We start from the raw sequence: 17,872 nt of genomic DNA on the forward strand, positions 1-17,872 counted from the left end.
TAAGTATAACGTAACAGGAGGAAAAACATGGACATTTCAAACATTGCTCAACGTCACCAAACGCCAGCAGAAAATATTCTAATGGATATTGCTACTTTAGCAAAACAAGTACCAGATTTACTGGATCTATCAATTGGAGATCCCGATTTGATCACCGATGAAACGATCATCAACGCAGCATTCAACGATGCGAAAAAGGGCCATACAAAATATACTGCTTCAGGCGGTAGTCAAGAATTTCTCGAAGCTGTTTCAGCTTTCTATCAAAAACAGTACGGGTTATCCTTTGAGACTTCACAAATTCGTGCTACAGTTGGTGCTTTACATGGGATGTATTTGACTTTACAAGTTCTGTTAGACCCTGATGATGAAGTAATTATTCACGAACCTTATTTCTCACCTTATAAAGATCAAGTAATCTTCGCGGGTGGAAAACCAGTGTTCATTCCTACTTATGAAGAAGATGGATTTCAAATCAACATCAAGGTCTTAAAAGCAGCGATCACTGACAAGACAAAAGCAATCATTATCAATTCGCCTAATAATCCAACGGGTGCTGTTTTTTCACCTGAAACCTTTAAAGCAATCGCAGAACTTGCGATCGAACATAATTTTTATATTCTTTCAGATGAAGTCTATGAAGCTTTTTGTTTTTATGATGAGTTTGTACCCATGGCTTCTTTTGCACCAGAACATACGATTACCTTCAGCAGCTTTTCAAAAGCTTTTGCTATGACAGGTTGGCGAATCGGCTATATGATCGCACCAGATTATATTAATGAAGCTGCTAAACTAATAAATGAAAGTATCACGTACTCAGCTCCAAGCCCATCGCAACAAGCTGGGATTTATGCTCTTACTCATGCTGAGCAGTTGGTTCCTAAGGTAGTCTCTGTGTTTAAAGAACGTTTAGAGTATCTAGAGCAACGAATCGCTCAAATTCCTTTTCTATCTTTACATCCAGTGAAAGGCAGCATGTACGCCTTCATCAATATTTCTAAAACAAATCTGACTTCTGTTCCTTTTGTTGAAAAAGTATTGAAAGAAACCAACGTCCTGATGATACCAGGGAAAGCATTTGGTGAAACTACTGGCGATGACTATGTACGTTTGGCTGCTACTCAGGATATCAGCGTTTTAAAAGAGGCCTTTGACCGAATAGAAAAGATGTCCTTTTAACTTAAAAAGAGTTGTCCCTTTCCAAAAAAACACTGAAAAGGACGACTCTTTTTTATTTCTATTCACTATCTGACAAAGCATTATAAAGTATGATCATAGTCGTAATAATACAGACTACGATCTGGATCAATAGATTATCCGAAAAATTTTCAGTGAGTTTGATCGTGGTGATCGCCAAAAGGAAACAGGTACTGAAAATCAGCGCTAGCTTCATTCGCTTGACCTCTTGCTGAATTCGAAAAACAGTTTCAACAGGAATTCCCTTTTCTTTTGCAATTACTCTTATTTTTCGTTTATTGACAAGTAGCCAAAAAATTTCTCGATAGAGCTTTTTAGCTTCTGACTTTCTGCTAAATACAGTATAACTTTCCCTGTTTTTTTCATTTTCTCGATTCATTTTGACACTAATTACTCTTGGATACAATAAGTGATCATTTCCGGCAACCCAACTGAGTACTTGCTGCCACTCACGTAATGTCAGCTCTGGTGAGCTCAAAACAATTAGCTCTACCTGTAATTTCTTCAATTCGCTGAATAGTTTAAGTAGTACTTGATAGTCTCTCGATATTACCTCTAAAGAGCATATAACCAAACTATCTCCTGATTCTGAGTAATCCAATAATCGTTGCAGCTCGCTGTCAGCTTTCCATATCCACTCATAGCCTTGATCCATATCCGAAAAAATTTCGTCTACTTCATATGATTCCAAAATATCATATTGTTGATCTACTTTATGCCCATGAACATAACCTAATTTCATCTTCTTTACTTTCTCTGCTCACTTCTTTTTCGTAACGCAGATCGTCCCTTCTTTTTTGACACAAACTCGTGTGATAACTGCTGAATCTTATCCGTCAATGCTGTAGTTTTTTGGATAATATACACAAGCAGTAAGCTGTGAATAAAAATGATGATTGACGATACAATCAATAGTATATACATGCCTATCCTCCCAAAATTGAGATTAAAAGTGATAGTTCAAGCTTTTTCTCTAGCAGCATTCTTAGCTAGTGTGGATATCAATATCTTCTTTTAAACTACACCAAAACATACTGCACTAAATCTACCTACTTCATTTGGATCTCTCCTAATTTATTTCGTTGATAATCCCAATTATAAGGAACTGGCGAACGCCCTTTCTCAATAGAAGGTTCTATATAAATAGTTAACCAATAGCCAGTAGTTTCAGTAATATCTAAACGAATTTCACCATTTACCCGTATCCCACTATCATGAATACTGTTGTCTTTAGTGACTGTATAACCACTGTATGAATAATATTCAGGAGGGAGTACCTTTACAGAAACTTGATGATGGGTTGCCTGCTTTGCAATGACCACACTTGTGTATGACACTTGTTCCTGCGCTACTCCTGAATCAACGGCTACATTAAACAAATTACTTTTTTTATCTACGTATCCGTTATCTAGCTGTAAATATCCTCTTTTTGGTACAACAATTTCCTCCTGACTTGCTAGTACAACTTGTCTAAGATTCAATTGAATCAATTTATTGTAATAATAAGTGACTGTCATATTTTGAGTGACGCTATCAATCGAAACAGTTGTCTCATCTGTACTTGGTACAGCTTCTGCACGGTCGATCTGATAGCTATCTACAGCATAACCGTTCAGATTTTTGATCCGTTGAGTATAATGGTCTCCCTTGACTATATCTTTATACGTTTCCGGTTGAAGCTCTTTTCCTTCTGTATCTAGGTATCTTTCAGTGACTCTAGCTAATGGTATTAGATCTTTGAGCGGGATCGTCTTCACTCCGCTAACATTATTTGCACGGTCAACAGTAACGACATGTAGATATTTATTATAATCAGCTAAACCATTGATACCGCTAATTATTCCTTTTGTATTGTATGTAACTAAATTTGCATCTTTTAAAGGATCATAGTCTACTGCATTTTTATCTGTTGTTCCTTGAGGTGCTACATAAATATCATAACGATCAGAAGAAATTCGACCAAATTCATCTTTGTATCCTATTACAGTAGTGTTTAAATTGGATGCTGCAGAATTATCGATCATATAAAAATAACCAGCAATATTACTAGTGATGGTTTCTTTCACTACATCAGATTTTTTCAAGCCATCATCTCTTGTATCTGCTTCTACATACCACTGATACTCTTTTCCTACATCAGTACTATCGATTTCTATACTAAAATTCTCTATACTAGTATTTGGCATCGGAGCAGCAGTTGCTAGCTTAGGAGCCCGATCATCCTTTACTGTGTAATCTTGTGCTGTTGTTTCTAAAGATACTTGAGCTAAATTATATAAGGTATTCGCAATGATCTTGCGCTCATCCATCGTTGATTGACCATTACTATGTCCTGTTTGAATCATTCCTAAATTGTTGTTTGTAGCTAAATAAAAGGTTGCATCAGCGCTACCATCTCCAGGCTTATTCCAGTTATATGGTTCTTGAAATTCCAGCCATTTGATCGTACTGGAGCCAGGTAATATCCCCTGTCCCCAAGTATGGGTCAAAGGTATCGTTAAGGTTAAATCATTTTGTAGTTCAAATGGATATTTCATCAAATAGCCATTGTTATTGATTTTTACAGATGTACTACCAAGTTGAAAAGATGATGCTTGTAGTTTGAACCCTAATTGACTGGCAAAACTATTAAAATTAGTATGCCCTCGATCATTCGGAGTGATCGTATCGTGTCCGAATAATACACCTCTACCGCTATCGATGTATGCTTGTGTTGCATTTTTTGCCGCGACTGAAATATCTACATGATTGTTGTAATCCCATGAACCAAACATAATAACATCATATAAATACTCCCCTTTAGCATTTTTTAGATGGCTATCAGGATCCAACCCAAAAACCATTTGAGCAACATAACTTACCTGTATCAATCTATCTCCTTTTGAATTTTTTAGCCCTAAACTATCCATCCAGGTTTTTAGATTTCGTGCATCTACTGTATCTGGATAAATATTTAAAACTTTGATCGTTTTTCCGTAATTCATAGAACGAGCATTCCAAGTTACACCATCTTCTGATTGAAACAATTGATAACCCGACTGTTTTAATCCATTAACAGCGCCCCACTCTAAAAAAGAATAACTTTTTTTCTCAGTTCCATCCCAACGATTTTCAGCTTTTAAAGAAAATTCACCTTTATTGATGATCGTAAAAGCCCTTAAATTGCCTTGACTCACAAACAAATAACCTCCAACAACCAAAGCAAGCAACAATAAAAACAACCATTTTACTTTTATTTTCTGGTTCAAACTTTGCTCTCTTTTTTTCATATTCTCTCCTTTTGATCACTACTTATCAAATCAATGATTTCTCCATTAAAAACACTCATTTCATAAGTGCTGAGTATAAAGGCAATCATGGAATATACATCCCATGTGCCTATTTTTATTCAGCTTTAATAGCCAGCTGTTTGTCGATGTCCAGCAATTCCTTCTGAACAGGTACCGCTCCTTGCCACCAAGCATCACGATAGGAATATTTATTACAATCGATTGCTTCCACTTTTACCAATAAACTAACCTTCGCTCCATGGTATTCTGCTCCTATACTCCTTTTCAAAGTTACTTGCGTAAATAAATTCTTCGCCGCATGACTCACTCCAGGTTTTAAAATATCCATATAATAATAGTATCCATCTTCACCCAATCGCCACTGGCTAGTATTCACATCCAGCAATACCTCATCCCCGATTTTTGATGGTAAAAGTCTTCTCACGCCTTCTTTTTCTATACTAATTTCCGGCTGCAGCAAAACACGTACAAATTGATCGAGTGTTCCTGTATTGGTGATATCGACTTTCTTTTCCAGTGCTTTATTTGGTAAAATCGTTGTCGGTTCAGTAAACACTTCATCGATTTTTGTTTGCAGATTTCCGATCTGAAAACGATTCACTTTTTCTTCCTGCATCGTCATCGCAGCATAAACCGTGATTCCTCCCATTATTAAACACAGAACAAAAAACGGTAATAACCAGACAAAATAAATCGTTTGTTTTTGCTCTTTCATCTTAAGTCCTCCTAATGTACTTTATCATGGTACATAGCTTCCACATACGAACCAGCAGGAATCTCCCAGTCCTCCAACAAAGATTTCGTACTGTCATGGCTGTCCATAATAGGGACTAGCTGATACAATGAGCCTTTATATTTATTCGGCAAATTCTTGTCCAAGCTCACATTCTGAATCAATTCTTTTGTTTTTTCTTTTGGTTTTAGCATCTCTGAATAATAAAAATACCCTTCTGAATAGTACCAATAATGTCTTCTCTCATTATTTGGCTGGTTGTCCTTATCAAAAATATCCGGATTATTGAAATTGATCATCAAATATTTTAGACCATCGGCTGGTCGGTTTCCGTTGTAGATATATGCTGTGTTTGGTTGTGATTTATCCCCTTTGTAAACTTCGGATACAGTATAATACTGACCAGTCTTAAGCTTATACGTACGGCCTTTTTCCCATGTCTTTGCATCATCTCCAGACATATCTGTCCCACTCGATACAGCACTGATTTTTAATCCGCCATTTCCTGTACCATCAACCATATCTAGTTCAAAATGAGCAAGAAATTCATAAAGAGAGACTCGGACAAACGCAGGAAGCTGTCCGTCATTTTTGATAAATAATCTTTTTTCTGTTACTGTCCCTGGGCTCCACTGCAAATTTGGGGTAAATGATTCATCGATTACAACAGAAAATTGTTTACTATTAGGCTTATTTCGATTGATCCTGTCATCACTATATGTAATCCAAGAGTATGTAGTCCCTACGACAAGCAATAAGCTTAAAACAATAGAAAATAAGCCCCACAACAATTTATGTGTGTGAATAATTTTTAATAGACGTTTTCCTTTTTTCATTTGCAGCCCCCTTTCACGATCCTTTTTTACTTGGTTCTTCTTTATGCTTCTTCCATAGCAAAATGCTGATCAACACCAATAGTAATCCTGTTAAAATCTTATAAATCAAATTTCTGATTTCTTCCCCTGTCAGAGGAAACATCCCCTTAGACTGTTCTTTTTCCTTAGACACTGGCTCCTTACTTGTGGAAGTCAGTGTTTCGGGTTGATTTTTTGTGGCGACAAATGTCCAATGATAAAGTAATTGGCTTTCTTCTTTAAAATCAGCTGCTGTAAAATTTTTATCGACATCAAAACGAGCAGTTAAAATTTGATCTGTTCCATACTCACACGTTCCGATGATCAATGGCTGAACTGTCCAATCAAATTCTCCATTGCCTAACAAAGGTCCCTGATATAAAACCTTATTATCCAAGGTCAAAGTCAAAGTAATCAACTGATTAAAATCGATAAGCCCTTTCGATGAGTCTGGCGTAACTAAAATTCCCAATTCAAATGGTTCTTTGATATCTAAACCGCGAATCGTAATTATTTTTTCATAACTTTCTCCCGGCAGAACATTTGGCAAATCGACATAATATTCTCCTTCCGAAGAAGCAGATATCCCCGTCTCATCGCCAATGATCAATCCTGGAGGAAGGGTTTGACTTGCAACAGCTAAAAGCGTTCCGCTAGTAAAAGTGATCATAATGCTTACTAAGCTATATAAAACTAGACTCGGCAGACGTTTTTGTACCAGTAATTGCAGCATGATTTTTCCCCTTCCTAATTTATCCTTCTAAAAAAATTAACTTGCTGCTTGGCCTGCTAGATATTCAGTGATCGTTTTTGTCTCTGAACCATCTGCGCCTTGTAAACTCCAACCAGTCGTATCTATCAAGGCTTCTTTTGTCGCTTGAATAGCCTCCATTTTTACGATCAAGTCATATGTTGCATTTGTATATTCCGTTCCTATTGCATTTGTAAATACTAATTTTTTCAACAAGTGCGGAGTTGTAGCACCTGAATTGATCGGGCTTGTGAAATAGAAATAGCCATCTTCTTTATTGTATGCCCATTTATTATTTGCTAAAGCTGTCGTTACAGTCATATCCGTCCCATATTCTATATGAATCCCGCTGATGCCCAGAGCTGCTTTATCTGCTTGAACACCTTTTTTATCTGATGAAGCTGTCGGAATTTGTTCAGCTGCTGTTGCAGGTGCCGCTGCTGGAATGCTCGTAAGACCCAAAGATGTTGCTTTATAGTCATAATCTACATCGTATTTCTTTCCTGCACTCCCCAGTAGAGAGGCTTTTGCAGCAGTTGCTTCAGCTGATGCACCTTCTAGTGTAGATGCCGCCCAGTTGGCTACGTTATTACTGTAACCACCTTTATAAACAGAATACTCAGCTTTATTCATGACAAATTCCCAGTCTTCTGCTGATGAGCCGACCGTATTGCCGCTTTTCACAGAAATGTCTGTCGTCATTGCCTGAAATTTCCCAGAACTATACTCGAAAAATGCAGAGTAGCTAAACGTAGTATTTTCATCGCCAGTCACAGGGTCTTTTGTGACAGACCCTTTTGCATAGACTTTAACTCCAGTTGGTAAAGCCGCTCCTTGACTGTCTTTTACTTTTCCTGTCACATCTGTATAACCGCTGCCAGCTACTGTATACTTTTCACCGTCAAATTCTACAGGTACATCATCTGACATTGCTGGTGTAGCACTCTTTTTCCAACCTTCAGTCCGATTTGTCACTGCACCTTTTTCTGTTAGATAATTTAATACTTCTTCATAAGACACGCGCACAAAAACAGGCGTATTCCCAGAATTTGTCACTGCTACTTCTTTCGTTGCATCAGTTCCTGGTACGATCGGCTTTGGATTCCACAACTCTTCAACGCTGACACTACCGTCTTTGATTGCTGCAGTCTTCACACGGTTGATTCGTTGATCCTGAGAATTGATCCACGCAAAAGTACCTGCTCCTGCTGCCAATAATGCCAAAAGTGCAGCAGCTACCAACTTTTTCTTTTTGTTCTTTTTCATTTTTCTTTATCCTCCTAAAGATAATAATTTATATTCTCACGCCGCCATCAAAAGACGACGTGCTAATATCACTGTCCATATGCTGGATGTTTTGATGTCTTTTTTCTTCTGATATATTCTTCTTTGGGTGAAAACAAATAGGCTTTCAATACTAAGAAAAATCCGTATAAAGAAAGAACACAGATCAGACATGCCCAAAATTCTTCCCGAATAAAATCTAAAAGATTACCGATTTTTGGAACTGCTACGATCACTTTACCTAATACACGATCTGCAGCTATCGGCGGATCATTACTTTTGTTAGCATCCCCCTTAGTGATCAAAAAATCACCTTTTTCACCATTCAGCTCATCTTTACGATCGACCATTCTGTGTGTCAAATAGCGGGAACCATCGCCAACAGCAAACGTCACGATGTCATCTTTCTTTACTTTTGTTCCATCTGTCATTTTGACGATCACGATATCTCCAGCATAAAAACCACCCTTTGGGCCATTTTCTTGCGGAACCATCGAATTCGTCAACACTGTATAGAAACGATAGCCGAAAATCGAAGCTGTAGATTTTGAACTGAAGGAAAACATCACCGCCATCATAATAATTCCAATGGTTACTACGTAAAAAAATAAGTTGCTAAAAAAAGAAAAAATCATGATTGCTGGTTTTTTTTCAGTAACTTGGGGATCTTGTCTGTCATGACGCCTTCTCATCCTCTGATTTTGAAAAGATTCTTCTTTACGAATTCGCTGACGCCTAGCAGCTTTATCCCCTCTTTCAAAGGAGGTGCCTTTTTTTCTATCCGTGTTTGGTTTTGATTTTCGTCTCGGCTTCGTATCAGCTTCATCATATTTTCCAACCTTCGGACGTACCTGATCATAGTCTTTTCTATTCTGGGAACGACGCTTAGGACGCTGCTTTGTAGGTACTCTTTCACTAAAATTATCTAAATTTTTGGCAGACGTTCTCTTTGACATATTCTTCCCTCCCACTCATTACTTTTTCTACTACTACATAAGAAAAACTCTAACTAGATATCAATAAGGTTACCTAAATGTAATTATTTTTTACCACTTAAAAAAATGATACTACATGTTATTTTTTAAATCAATGGATTTTTGATTTTCCTTAAAAATCTATTTTATTAATGTTTGGAAAGTTGTTAAAAATGCTTTTAAACACAACCGAATCTGTTTTATATATATACATAAAAATGAAAAATAGAGCTTTAGTTATTTTTAAATAAACAAACAAATGTAATTTAACGTTATTTTAAAGCTTAAAAAAGAGGCGATTACATATATAAATAAATTAATTTTATGAACAGAAAAAAACTGTATGGAATAACTTTGTTCAGTTATTCCATACAGTTCATTTTTTTTCAGTATTTTTTTATGCTTCAAATAGACTACGCGTCGCTTCTCTGATTTTTTGTGCTACATAAGGATTATTCATCGTGTACAAGTGAATACCATCTGCACCCTGAGCAACCAAATCTACAATTTGATTAATTGCATAAGCAATGCCGGCATCTCTGATCGCTTCCGGGTTGTGTTCATAGCGCTCCATCATCTTCAAAAATTTTGTTGGCAGAGTCACATTCGACATTTTTACCATCCGTTCAATTTGCTTCTTATTTACGACAGGCATGATCCCTGCTTGAATCGGTATATCGATTCCTGCTATCTCACATTTTTCTTTAAAAGTATAAAAGTAGTGATTATCAAAGAATAATTGTGTGATCAGTTGATTCGTCCCCGCATCTACTTTTCGTTTCAAATTTTGAATATCTTCTACCGAGCTCGCGGCATCACTATGCGTTTCAGGATAGCAGGCACCGATGATATTGAATTGTCCTTGTTCATGAATAAATGTGATGAGATCATTCGCATAAACAAAGTCTTTCTTAGGTTCTTTGTCAGGCAAAATATCCCCTCTCAATGCCAAAATATTCTCGACCTTCTTCTGTTTTAATTCATCCAAAATTGCGATGACCTCATTTTTAGAAAAATTGACAGCAGGTAAGTGAGCCACACTTGGCAAAAATTGTTCTTCTTGTATTTTTTGAGCAATATCTGCTGTACTTAAATTATTTCCCGTGCCGCCAGCGCCTAATGTAACACTGATAAAATCAGGCTGTTGTCCTTTTAAACGTTCTAACGTATGATAAATCGTCTCTACAGGAGCTGTTCTTCTTGGCGGAAATATTTCAAAAGAAAAAACAGTTTTTTCTTTAAACAAGGCATCTGTTCTCATTTAAATCCCTCCACGTACCTGTTTAGCTGCGAGGACTAAATTTCTCAAGCTTGCATGTGTTTCCGTCACGCCGCGGGTTTTCAATCCACAGTCCGGGTTGACCCAAACTTTTTCAACAGGCAACTTTTTTAAAATATTATGGATCGTCTTTTCTATTTCTTCGACTAAAGGTACTCGTGGTGAGTGGATATCATAAACACCAGGTCCCACTTGCGTTTGGAAATCAATAGCTTTCAAAGCATCTAAAATCGTTAAATTTGAACGAGAGGCTTCAAACGAAATCACATCTGCATCCATATTATCGATATCCCGAATAATATCCGCAAACTCGCTATAACACATATGTGTATGAATTTGAGTCGTTGGTTGGACTTTACTGTGCACTAAACGAAACGCCGGAATCGCCCAATCCAAATATTCAGAATGCCAGTCAGATTGACGCAACGGTAATTTTTCCCGTAAAGCTGCTTCATCGATCTGAATGATCTCGATCCCATTAGCTTCTAGATCCAAAACCTCTTCCTGAATAGCTAAAGCTAGCTGCAATGTCGACTCTTTCAAACTAATATCTTCTCGCGGAAATGACCAGTTCAAAATCGTTACAGGTCCTGTCAACATTCCTTTCATCGGCTTATCTGTCAAGCTTTGAGCATATTTAGAATAGGAAACTGTCATTGGATTCGAACGTGACACATCCCCCCAGATGATCGGCGGCTTCACACAACGAGTGCCGTATGATTGTACCCATGCCTTTTCAGTAAACAAATAACCATCCAGACTCTCGCCAAAATATTCTACCATGTCATTTCGCTCAAACTCACCATGAACAAGAACATCTAAGCCAATTTCTTCTTGAAAGGCGACACATTCAGCAATTTTTTCTTGGTTGAACGCAGTATATTCTGCTTCTGTGATTTCACCTTTTTTGAATTTAGCACGATTTTGTTTTACCTCTTTGGTTTGCGGAAATGAACCGATCGTTGTCGTTGGTAAAATCGGCAGATTCAATTTGTCTTTTTGAATAGCCGCACGTTCTACCAAGACTGGCCGACGAACAAAATCATCCTCTGTTAACCGTTCGATTTTCTCTGCCAATTGTTCATTTTTAATATAGCGTTCCTGTTTAAATAGGCTGATATTTTTTTCTAATAATGCTTGATGAAGATACTTGTCTTCATTGATTTTCTTCACATTATTGATTTCAGCCAATTTCTCAACAGCAAAAGCAAAATGATTCGTTACATCAACGCCCAAAGAAGTTTCATTTTTTAGTGTAAAAGGAACGTGCAATAACGAACAAGACGTATTTAAAACAATCTCACCGGCTGATTGAAGCTTTTCGATCAGCGCTAACGATTTTTGATAGTCATTTGCCCAAATATTCTTCCCATTTATAATCCCTGCAAAAAGTAATTTATCTTTTGGAAAACCATATTTTTCCACTAATTCTAGTGTTTTTCTTCCTTCAACAAAATCTAGACCGATCCCATCAAAAGGAAGATCAACTAATTCCTGATACACATCTCGAACGTCTCCAAAATATGTCTGAACTAAAATATTTAGATCGCCTTTTTCAGCAAGCAATGCTTGATACAATGTTTTAAACTGCTTGCTTTCTTCTTGTGTCAAATCTAAGACTAATGCTGGTTCATCGATCTGAAGCCATTCGCACTCTTCTTTGGATAACTCTGTAAATAATTGACTGTATGCTGAAATAGCTGCTTGATAAAAATCTTCGGCACCTTTTTGCCCCTGATAAGTAGCTAATTTTAATAATGTAAAAGGACCCAATATCGTTGGACGTGTCTTGATTCCTAGGGTTTTCGCCTCTTTAAAGGTATCGACTAGCGTACTGCCAACTAGCTGAAGCTCCGTTTCATCATCAATTTCCGGAACCATGTAATGATAATTGGTATTGAACCATTTCTTCATTGCTAATGCCGTTACATCACCAGCTTCACCTTGATATCCTCTTGCCAATGCAAAATATGTTTCAAGCGGTGACAACTCTAACTCTTTATATTTTTTCGGTACTAAATTCAGCAAGACTGCTGTATCCAATGTTGTATCGAAAAAAGAAAAATCACCACTAGGGATGAAATCGATTCCCTGATCGACTAAAAGCTGCCAGTGCTTTTTCCGCAACTCTTTTCCCGTAGTCTCCAGTTCATCTGCTGTGATCTCTTTTCTAAAATACTTTTCTGTCGCAAATTTTAATTCCCGTAATTCCCCAACTCTGGGAAAGCCAATAATCGATGTTTTCATACATTTCCTCCTTCAAAAGGTATTTCAACTACTTTACCACGAGAAAGAAATATAGGATAACACTTATTTTCTATCATTTAATATAGTTTTTAGCTATATTAAAAAAATAAACAAAAAAATTACGCTGCTCTTCTTTGAGCTGCGTAATTCTCTCATCTGCCTTATTAGCTATTCCATTTGATCTTTTAAATATTTTCTTGCCTCTTTATTGACCATTTTAAGATCAACACCTTGCTTAGTTGCGGCAAATAGACAACCACAATAACATTGACGATAGACATCGTATTCTTTGCAAAGTTCGATTGAACGCTTATACCCATTATTTTTCTTAAAATCGCTTGGTAGATAGTTTGTTGCATAAAATTTTTGAATATCGATCCCAATTTCATTGATCAATTGACTATTTTTCTTTGGTGACAAAGTCAGCGCACTGCCAAAATAATCATAGCCTAATTCTTGTGCCTTCTCAGCAACGATATCCAAGCGCATGTGAAAACAAGCAGAACAACGTTTACCACCTTCTGGTTCTTCAGATAAGTTATTTACTTTGACCATCTGCATGAAATCATTAGGTTCATAAGGGGCAGATAAAAAGTGAACATCATTATTCGTTCGTTCATTGAACATTTCCACAAATTGTTTTTGAACGATTTCACGCCGCAAGTATTCTGCCCGAGGATGGATATTGGAATTTGCAAAATAAATCGTCACATCCGCGTATTTCGTTAAGTACTCAAGTGTATACGTACTGCAAGGTGCGCAACAGCTATGAAGTAAAATAGTTGGGCGAATCGCCCGTTTTTCCCAATCTGCAATCAGCTTTTGCAGGACACGATCATAATTGATCTTTTGATTTGGAGATAATTTTCCCGTTATTTCTGTTACGTTTATCACCTAAATCACCTCCAAGATTTGTTGTACGATACGTTCTATTTTACTTCTTCTATTCCTATTTATCTACTCTCTTAGCAAAAATGAATGCAATTACCTATACTCGATACAATAAATATAACAGTCTATTTTATTACAATTGTATTGCAAAAACATTTCTTTAAAGTTACAATAGATATATCAAAAGGAGGTTACACAATGAAAAAATCAACATTACTTATGGCAACTCTACTATTAATAACGTTAAGCGCGTGCGGTGGGAAAAAGGAGAGCAAATCTGAACAACCAAAAACATCTACTCAAGTAGTGACAACGGATACTAAAGCCAAAACAGATGCTACAACGACAATCGAGACTACCAACACAATAGATGTACTTCCATCATCGATTGAAAAAGAGACTAGCACTGAAACGAGCACTACTGCTGAAACTACTCCTAAAGATCCGCAAACGATTTACAATGCACTAATGGGTGAATGGCGTTCAACTGAAAATGATGCTAACGGGATACAATGGTCCGCTTCATTTTCAGGTGAAACTGCAAGCATAGCACCTATGTCAGGTGTAGGAGGTGCTTTTTCTATTAAATTAGCAGCTTTAAATTGGGACGAGCAAAATCAAAGCCTACTCATCACAAATGAAGTGTATGACGCAGAAGGAAATCACGTTCCTGATAATGACTTCACATTGACTGTTCATGACATCGATTTAGAGAATTTCTCCCAAATGTCTGTTTCAGGATCTTTCTTCGGTCCTTCTGATTTGACTTATCATAGAGCTTAATAGTTTAACAAAAAGAGTGAGACAAACGTCAAAAAACAGTTTGTCTCACTCTTATTTTATTTTGTTACTTTAAAATAATCAATATGTGCATGCTCATAATCCATGACTTCAAAAGTAAATTCATTAAATACGAATCGATCTCCAACTGTAATTTGAGTATTCTTTTGTTCAACAATAAATCCTGCTAAGGTCGACATTTCAGACGCTTCAAATTCTGGTATTTTAACTTTGAAATAACGTTCAAAATCATCCAGCGTGATTTTCCCTGAGATGATATACGTATTCTCTGACTCTTTTGCGATCAGAGCCGTTTCCAAATCCGTTTCATCACGAATATCTCCAACAAGCTCTTCTAAAATATCTTCGATCGTGACCATTCCAGTAGTTCCGCCATATTCATCTTTTAAGATCGCAATGTGTTTTCCCTCTTTACGCATCATTGTCAACAAGGTTTTGATAGGTGTTGTCGCTAGAGCTACGATCGGTTCTTCGACTAGATCACAGACTTTTCTTTCTCCATCTACAAAAGATTCTCTGATCAATGTCGGCAAGGTAACATAGCCCAGTACCTGGTCTTTTGACTCTTCGATCACAGGATATCTTGTGTGTCCTCGTTTTAAAGAATGCTGTATCGCTTGTGTGACCGTTTCATCCGCCTCAAAAACTTCCATCGATGTCCGATCGACTTGAATTTCTTTTGCGAGGGTATCATCAAATTCAAAGACATTCTCCATATAATGATACTCTTCCTTTGTGAGCTCACCTTTTTTATAAGAATCGACTGCCACAAAAAGTAATTCCTCTTGAGTCAAGGTTTCTTCACCTTCTGAAACTAGTTTGATCCCTAATAGTTTTCCTAATCCAGCTGCCGAATGATTTAACAGCCAAATAAATGGATACATGATTTTATAAAAATAATGCAGCGGTTTAACTATAGCTAAAACAACTTTTTCTGTTTGCGCAATGCTATAACTTTTAGGTAATAACTCACCTACTACAACATCGACATAAGTAACCAATGCAAAACCTAAAATAATAGAAATCGTTCTGCTCAATGCTGCACTGATCGGTAAGTTGCCGATCAAAGGATGTAGTAAAGCAGCTACAGAGCCTTCACCGACCCAACCAATGATCAATCCAGTCAAAGTGATCCCTAACTGACTTGCCGATAAATAAGCATCTAAATGATGTGTGACGTGGATCGCCAGTTCAGCATTTTTAACTCCATCTTTTTTTAATTGTTCCAATCTAGACATTCGAATCTTCACTAAAGCAAATTCGCTTGCTACAAAAAAAGCAGTAACAGCGATCATTAAAAATAAAATAAAAAAATTAATTGCAAGCATTTCCTACACCTCGTTTTTCTTCTCTGTGCTTATTATACTTGTCTAATCCAAATTGTGCGAATAAGAGCAATCAAAAAAACTTCAGCCCAATCAACGGACTAAAGCTTTTTGACGTTATAACACAGGTTTTCTTTCTCTTAATCGTGTTTTACGAGTATCACCAATGATCAATGGTACAGACTCATATTTCACTTCACTATATTCCAGACCAAACCAGTTTTCCGGAGTGGTCGTCCATTTTTTGATCGCCAGCTTCAATTGCATGATTTGACGATCCCATTTTTTTAACTCAGTAACTTTTGAAAGCTCTTCCCGAATAATGATAAATTGGAAATCCCCAACCTCACGACCAGGAGTCAAGGAATATCTTTGTGGCTGTTTTGGTAAACGGCCGTCTTTCATCAAATCATGAACGATTTGGCGAATATAGATATTTACTTCTTGAGCCACATGGAAGCCAAGATACAATTGAACCTGAACGATAAAATCAGTCCCCATCATATCAACAGAATACTCTTTCGTAAAAGGCTCATCCGTTACTTCAACATTGACAAACCAATAAACATTTGCCCGTTTCGGCTGTTTATCTAAAATCGAATAAATAATTGGTCGGCCAATTTCTTCGCCAATCAAATCAGGAGTCATGAAGACCACATTTGTTTGAGATTTTGGTACAGAAGTATCCTCTTTCAACATCCGCAATTGCTCCACATATTGCTTCAAAGGCACTGTATCTGATGTTTTCTCTTTGATGATATTGCCCCATTCCCAAATCGTCATCACACTAAGGATCAAAAGGGCGATCCCCACAGCGACGTAACCACCATGGAAGAATTTTGCAATACTCGACACAAAGAAAATCGATTCAATACTGCCGAAGAATAAAGTAATAAGATAAGCAATTCCGCGTGGTGCACCTTTTTGAAGTAGATAGAACATAAGCAAAATAGTTGTCATCAACATCGTTACTGTGATCGAAAGTCCATATGCGGCTTCCATATGTGTAGATGTTCTAAATGTGATTACGATCAATGAACAAATCAGCCATAACAGTGTATTCACAGCCGGAATATACATTTGACCGATATTCGCACCAGGATAAATGATTTTTAATCTTGGTAATAATTTTAATTTGATCGCTTCTGATACTAAAGTAAACGAACCTGAAATCAGAGCCTGCGAAGCAATTACGGCTGCAATCGTAGCAAAAACAACTCCAAACAGCATCATGCTATTTGGCATCATTTGGAAAAATGGGTTCAAGTTTTCAATTGCTAAAATCGATGGATCATTTTTAGCACTTAAAATCCACGCAGCCTGACCTAAATAATTCAGTACTAAACAGACTTTGATGTACGGCCAGCTTGCACGTATATTATATTTTCCTACGTGACCTAAATCAGAGTACAATGCTTCTGCACCAGTTGTTGCAAGAAAGACATTCCCTAAAACAAAAATCCCCAGCTTATTTTCAGGACTCATTAAAAGATGGATCGCATAATAGGGATTCAACGCCCGCAAGACCGTCCAATCTTGTCCAAAATTGATCAGACCCATGATACCTAAAAAAGTAAACCAAGCAAACATGATTGGTCCGAATGCTTTACCAACAGCATCTGTCCCAAAGCGCTGCACTGAAAACAGCACAAGAATGATCACTAACGTAATGATCACAATAATATTTTGATCATTGCCGAAACGCTCGAAAAATATCGGAATACCACGTAATCCTTCTATTGCAGTCGTCACAGTCACAGCTGGAGTCAGGACACCATCTGCTAAAAGCGCAGCGCCTCCGATCATCGCCGGAATGATCAGATACTTTCCTTTTTTACGCACAAGCGTATATAAAGAAAAGATCCCTCCTTCACCATGGTTATCCGCATTCAAAGCAATCACAACATATTTGATCGTTGTTAAAATCGTCAGTGTCCAAAAAATCAATGACACCGCTCCAATAATAAAGTTCTCTGACACATTTTGAAGACCGCCATTATCTCCAACGATTGCTTTCATTACATAAAGCGGACTAGTTCCGATATCGCCATAAACGACCCCCATAGCCACTAAAAGACCAGCAGCGGTCAATTTCTGATGATGCGAAAACTTAGACTTCTCTCCCACAAGATTCTCCTCCTAAAATTAAAAGCTGAAAGAGCTCGGTCAGTCTCGACTGAAAAATAGGGAATATTGAACGTGGTGCTTTTTACCACGAGCAATAGTCATCTTTTTTCCGAGAGACT

Annotated in this window: 14 protein-coding genes; 2 read left to right on the forward strand and 12 right to left on the reverse strand. The window is 37.2% G+C overall.

The window, feature by feature from the left end; translation table 11 throughout:
• Nucleotides 1–27: 27 nt before the first annotated feature.
• Nucleotides 28–1,179, forward strand: a complete 1,152-nt coding sequence (locus A5889_RS06465) for a pyridoxal phosphate-dependent aminotransferase (protein WP_087640901.1) — start codon at nucleotides 28–30, stop codon at nucleotides 1,177–1,179.
• Nucleotides 1,180–1,237: 58 nt separating this feature from the next.
• On the opposite strand, the gene A5889_RS06470 is transcribed toward A5889_RS06465, so the two are convergent.
• From A5889_RS06470 to A5889_RS06515, 10 genes are all read right to left on the reverse strand, one after another.
• Nucleotides 1,238–1,939 carry a recombinase family protein gene (locus tag A5889_RS06470; RefSeq protein ID WP_087640900.1) on the reverse strand — a complete coding sequence of 234 codons (702 nt, stop codon included), beginning with the start codon at nucleotides 1,937–1,939 and terminating at the stop codon, nucleotides 1,238–1,240.
• Between the two features lie 307 nt (nucleotides 1,940–2,246).
• Nucleotides 2,247–4,466: a MucBP domain-containing protein gene (locus A5889_RS06475; RefSeq protein WP_087640899.1), complete on the reverse strand. Its 2,220-nt coding sequence runs from the start codon at nucleotides 4,464–4,466 to the stop codon at nucleotides 2,247–2,249.
• A gap of 115 nt (nucleotides 4,467–4,581) precedes the next feature.
• Nucleotides 4,582–5,202: a hypothetical protein gene (locus A5889_RS06480; protein WP_087640898.1), complete on the reverse strand. Its 621-nt coding sequence runs from the start codon at nucleotides 5,200–5,202 to the stop codon at nucleotides 4,582–4,584.
• Between the two features lie 11 nt (nucleotides 5,203–5,213).
• Nucleotides 5,214–6,056 carry a BsaA family SipW-dependent biofilm matrix protein gene (locus A5889_RS06485; protein WP_087640897.1) on the reverse strand — a complete coding sequence of 281 codons (843 nt, stop codon included), beginning with the start codon at nucleotides 6,054–6,056 and terminating at the stop codon, nucleotides 5,214–5,216.
• A gap of 13 nt (nucleotides 6,057–6,069) precedes the next feature.
• Entirely contained in the window at nucleotides 6,070–6,807 is a 738-nt protein-coding gene (locus tag A5889_RS06490; protein ID WP_087640896.1) for a cell wall protein, read from the reverse strand.
• A gap of 36 nt (nucleotides 6,808–6,843) precedes the next feature.
• Nucleotides 6,844–8,091, reverse strand: coding sequence for a hypothetical protein (locus tag A5889_RS06495; RefSeq protein ID WP_087640895.1), 1,248 nt, complete (start codon nucleotides 8,089–8,091; stop codon nucleotides 6,844–6,846).
• Between the two features lie 68 nt (nucleotides 8,092–8,159).
• Nucleotides 8,160–9,065, reverse strand: a complete 906-nt coding sequence (locus A5889_RS06500) for a signal peptidase I (protein ID WP_242585523.1) — start codon at nucleotides 9,063–9,065, stop codon at nucleotides 8,160–8,162.
• 415 nt (nucleotides 9,066–9,480) lie between these two features.
• Nucleotides 9,481–10,344, reverse strand: coding sequence for a methylenetetrahydrofolate reductase [NAD(P)H] (gene metF, locus A5889_RS06505; protein WP_087640894.1), 864 nt, complete (start codon nucleotides 10,342–10,344; stop codon nucleotides 9,481–9,483).
• Entirely contained in the window at nucleotides 10,345–12,609 is a 2,265-nt protein-coding gene (metE, locus tag A5889_RS06510) for a 5-methyltetrahydropteroyltriglutamate--homocysteine S-methyltransferase (RefSeq protein WP_087640893.1), read from the reverse strand. It abuts the gene before it with no gap.
• A 168-nt stretch (nucleotides 12,610–12,777) separates the two neighbouring features.
• Complete coding sequence (locus A5889_RS06515) at nucleotides 12,778–13,503, reverse strand: epoxyqueuosine reductase QueH (protein ID WP_087640892.1); 726 nt, start codon at nucleotides 13,501–13,503, stop codon at nucleotides 12,778–12,780.
• Between the two features lie 195 nt (nucleotides 13,504–13,698).
• Between A5889_RS06515 and A5889_RS06520 the strand changes: the two genes are divergently transcribed.
• On the forward strand, nucleotides 13,699–14,283 hold the full coding sequence (locus A5889_RS06520; protein ID WP_087640891.1) for a hypothetical protein: 585 nt from the start codon (nucleotides 13,699–13,701) through the stop codon (nucleotides 14,281–14,283).
• A 56-nt stretch (nucleotides 14,284–14,339) separates the two neighbouring features.
• On the opposite strand, the gene A5889_RS06525 is transcribed toward A5889_RS06520, so the two are convergent.
• Together A5889_RS06525 and A5889_RS06530 are read right to left on the reverse strand one after the other, a co-directional pair.
• Complete coding sequence (locus A5889_RS06525; RefSeq protein WP_087640890.1) at nucleotides 14,340–15,629, reverse strand: hemolysin family protein; 1,290 nt, start codon at nucleotides 15,627–15,629, stop codon at nucleotides 14,340–14,342.
• 114 nt (nucleotides 15,630–15,743) lie between these two features.
• Nucleotides 15,744–17,690: a KUP/HAK/KT family potassium transporter gene (locus A5889_RS06530; RefSeq protein ID WP_225533715.1), complete on the reverse strand. Its 1,947-nt coding sequence runs from the start codon at nucleotides 17,688–17,690 to the stop codon at nucleotides 15,744–15,746.
• Between the last annotated feature and the right edge of the window lie 182 nt (nucleotides 17,691–17,872).

Origin of the sequence: Enterococcus sp. 9D6_DIV0238 (assembly GCF_002174455.2) — a bacterium.
Classification (GTDB): Bacteria; Bacillota; Bacilli; order Lactobacillales; family Enterococcaceae; genus Enterococcus_L; species Enterococcus_L dunnyi.

Excerpts from the sequence above, each read along its gene's own strand:
- A5889_RS06465 (WP_087640901.1), top strand. The coding sequence starts at position 28 with ATGGACATTTCAAACATTGCTCAACGTCACCAAACGCCAGCAGAAAAT.
- A5889_RS06470 (WP_087640900.1), bottom strand. The coding sequence starts at position 1,939 with ATGAAATTAGGTTATGTTCATGGGCATAAAGTAGATCAACAATATGAT.
- A5889_RS06475 (WP_087640899.1), bottom strand. The coding sequence starts at position 4,466 with ATGAAAAAAAGAGAGCAAAGTTTGAACCAGAAAATAAAAGTAAAATGG.
- A5889_RS06480 (WP_087640898.1), bottom strand. The coding sequence starts at position 5,202 with ATGAAAGAGCAAAAACAAACGATTTATTTTGTCTGGTTATTACCGTTT.
- A5889_RS06485 (WP_087640897.1), bottom strand. The coding sequence starts at position 6,056 with ATGAAAAAAGGAAAACGTCTATTAAAAATTATTCACACACATAAATTG.
- A5889_RS06490 (WP_087640896.1), bottom strand. The coding sequence starts at position 6,807 with ATGCTGCAATTACTGGTACAAAAACGTCTGCCGAGTCTAGTTTTATAT.
- A5889_RS06495 (WP_087640895.1), bottom strand. The coding sequence starts at position 8,091 with ATGAAAAAGAACAAAAAGAAAAAGTTGGTAGCTGCTGCACTTTTGGCA.
- A5889_RS06500 (WP_242585523.1), bottom strand. The coding sequence starts at position 9,065 with ATGTCAAAGAGAACGTCTGCCAAAAATTTAGATAATTTTAGTGAAAGA.
- metF (WP_087640894.1), bottom strand. The coding sequence starts at position 10,344 with ATGAGAACAGATGCCTTGTTTAAAGAAAAAACTGTTTTTTCTTTTGAA.
- metE (WP_087640893.1), bottom strand. The coding sequence starts at position 12,609 with ATGAAAACATCGATTATTGGCTTTCCCAGAGTTGGGGAATTACGGGAA.
- A5889_RS06520 (WP_087640891.1), top strand. The coding sequence starts at position 13,699 with ATGAAAAAATCAACATTACTTATGGCAACTCTACTATTAATAACGTTA.
- A5889_RS06525 (WP_087640890.1), bottom strand. The coding sequence starts at position 15,629 with ATGCTTGCAATTAATTTTTTTATTTTATTTTTAATGATCGCTGTTACT.
- A5889_RS06530 (WP_225533715.1), bottom strand. The coding sequence starts at position 17,690 with ATGGGGGTCGTTTATGGCGATATCGGAACTAGTCCGCTTTATGTAATG.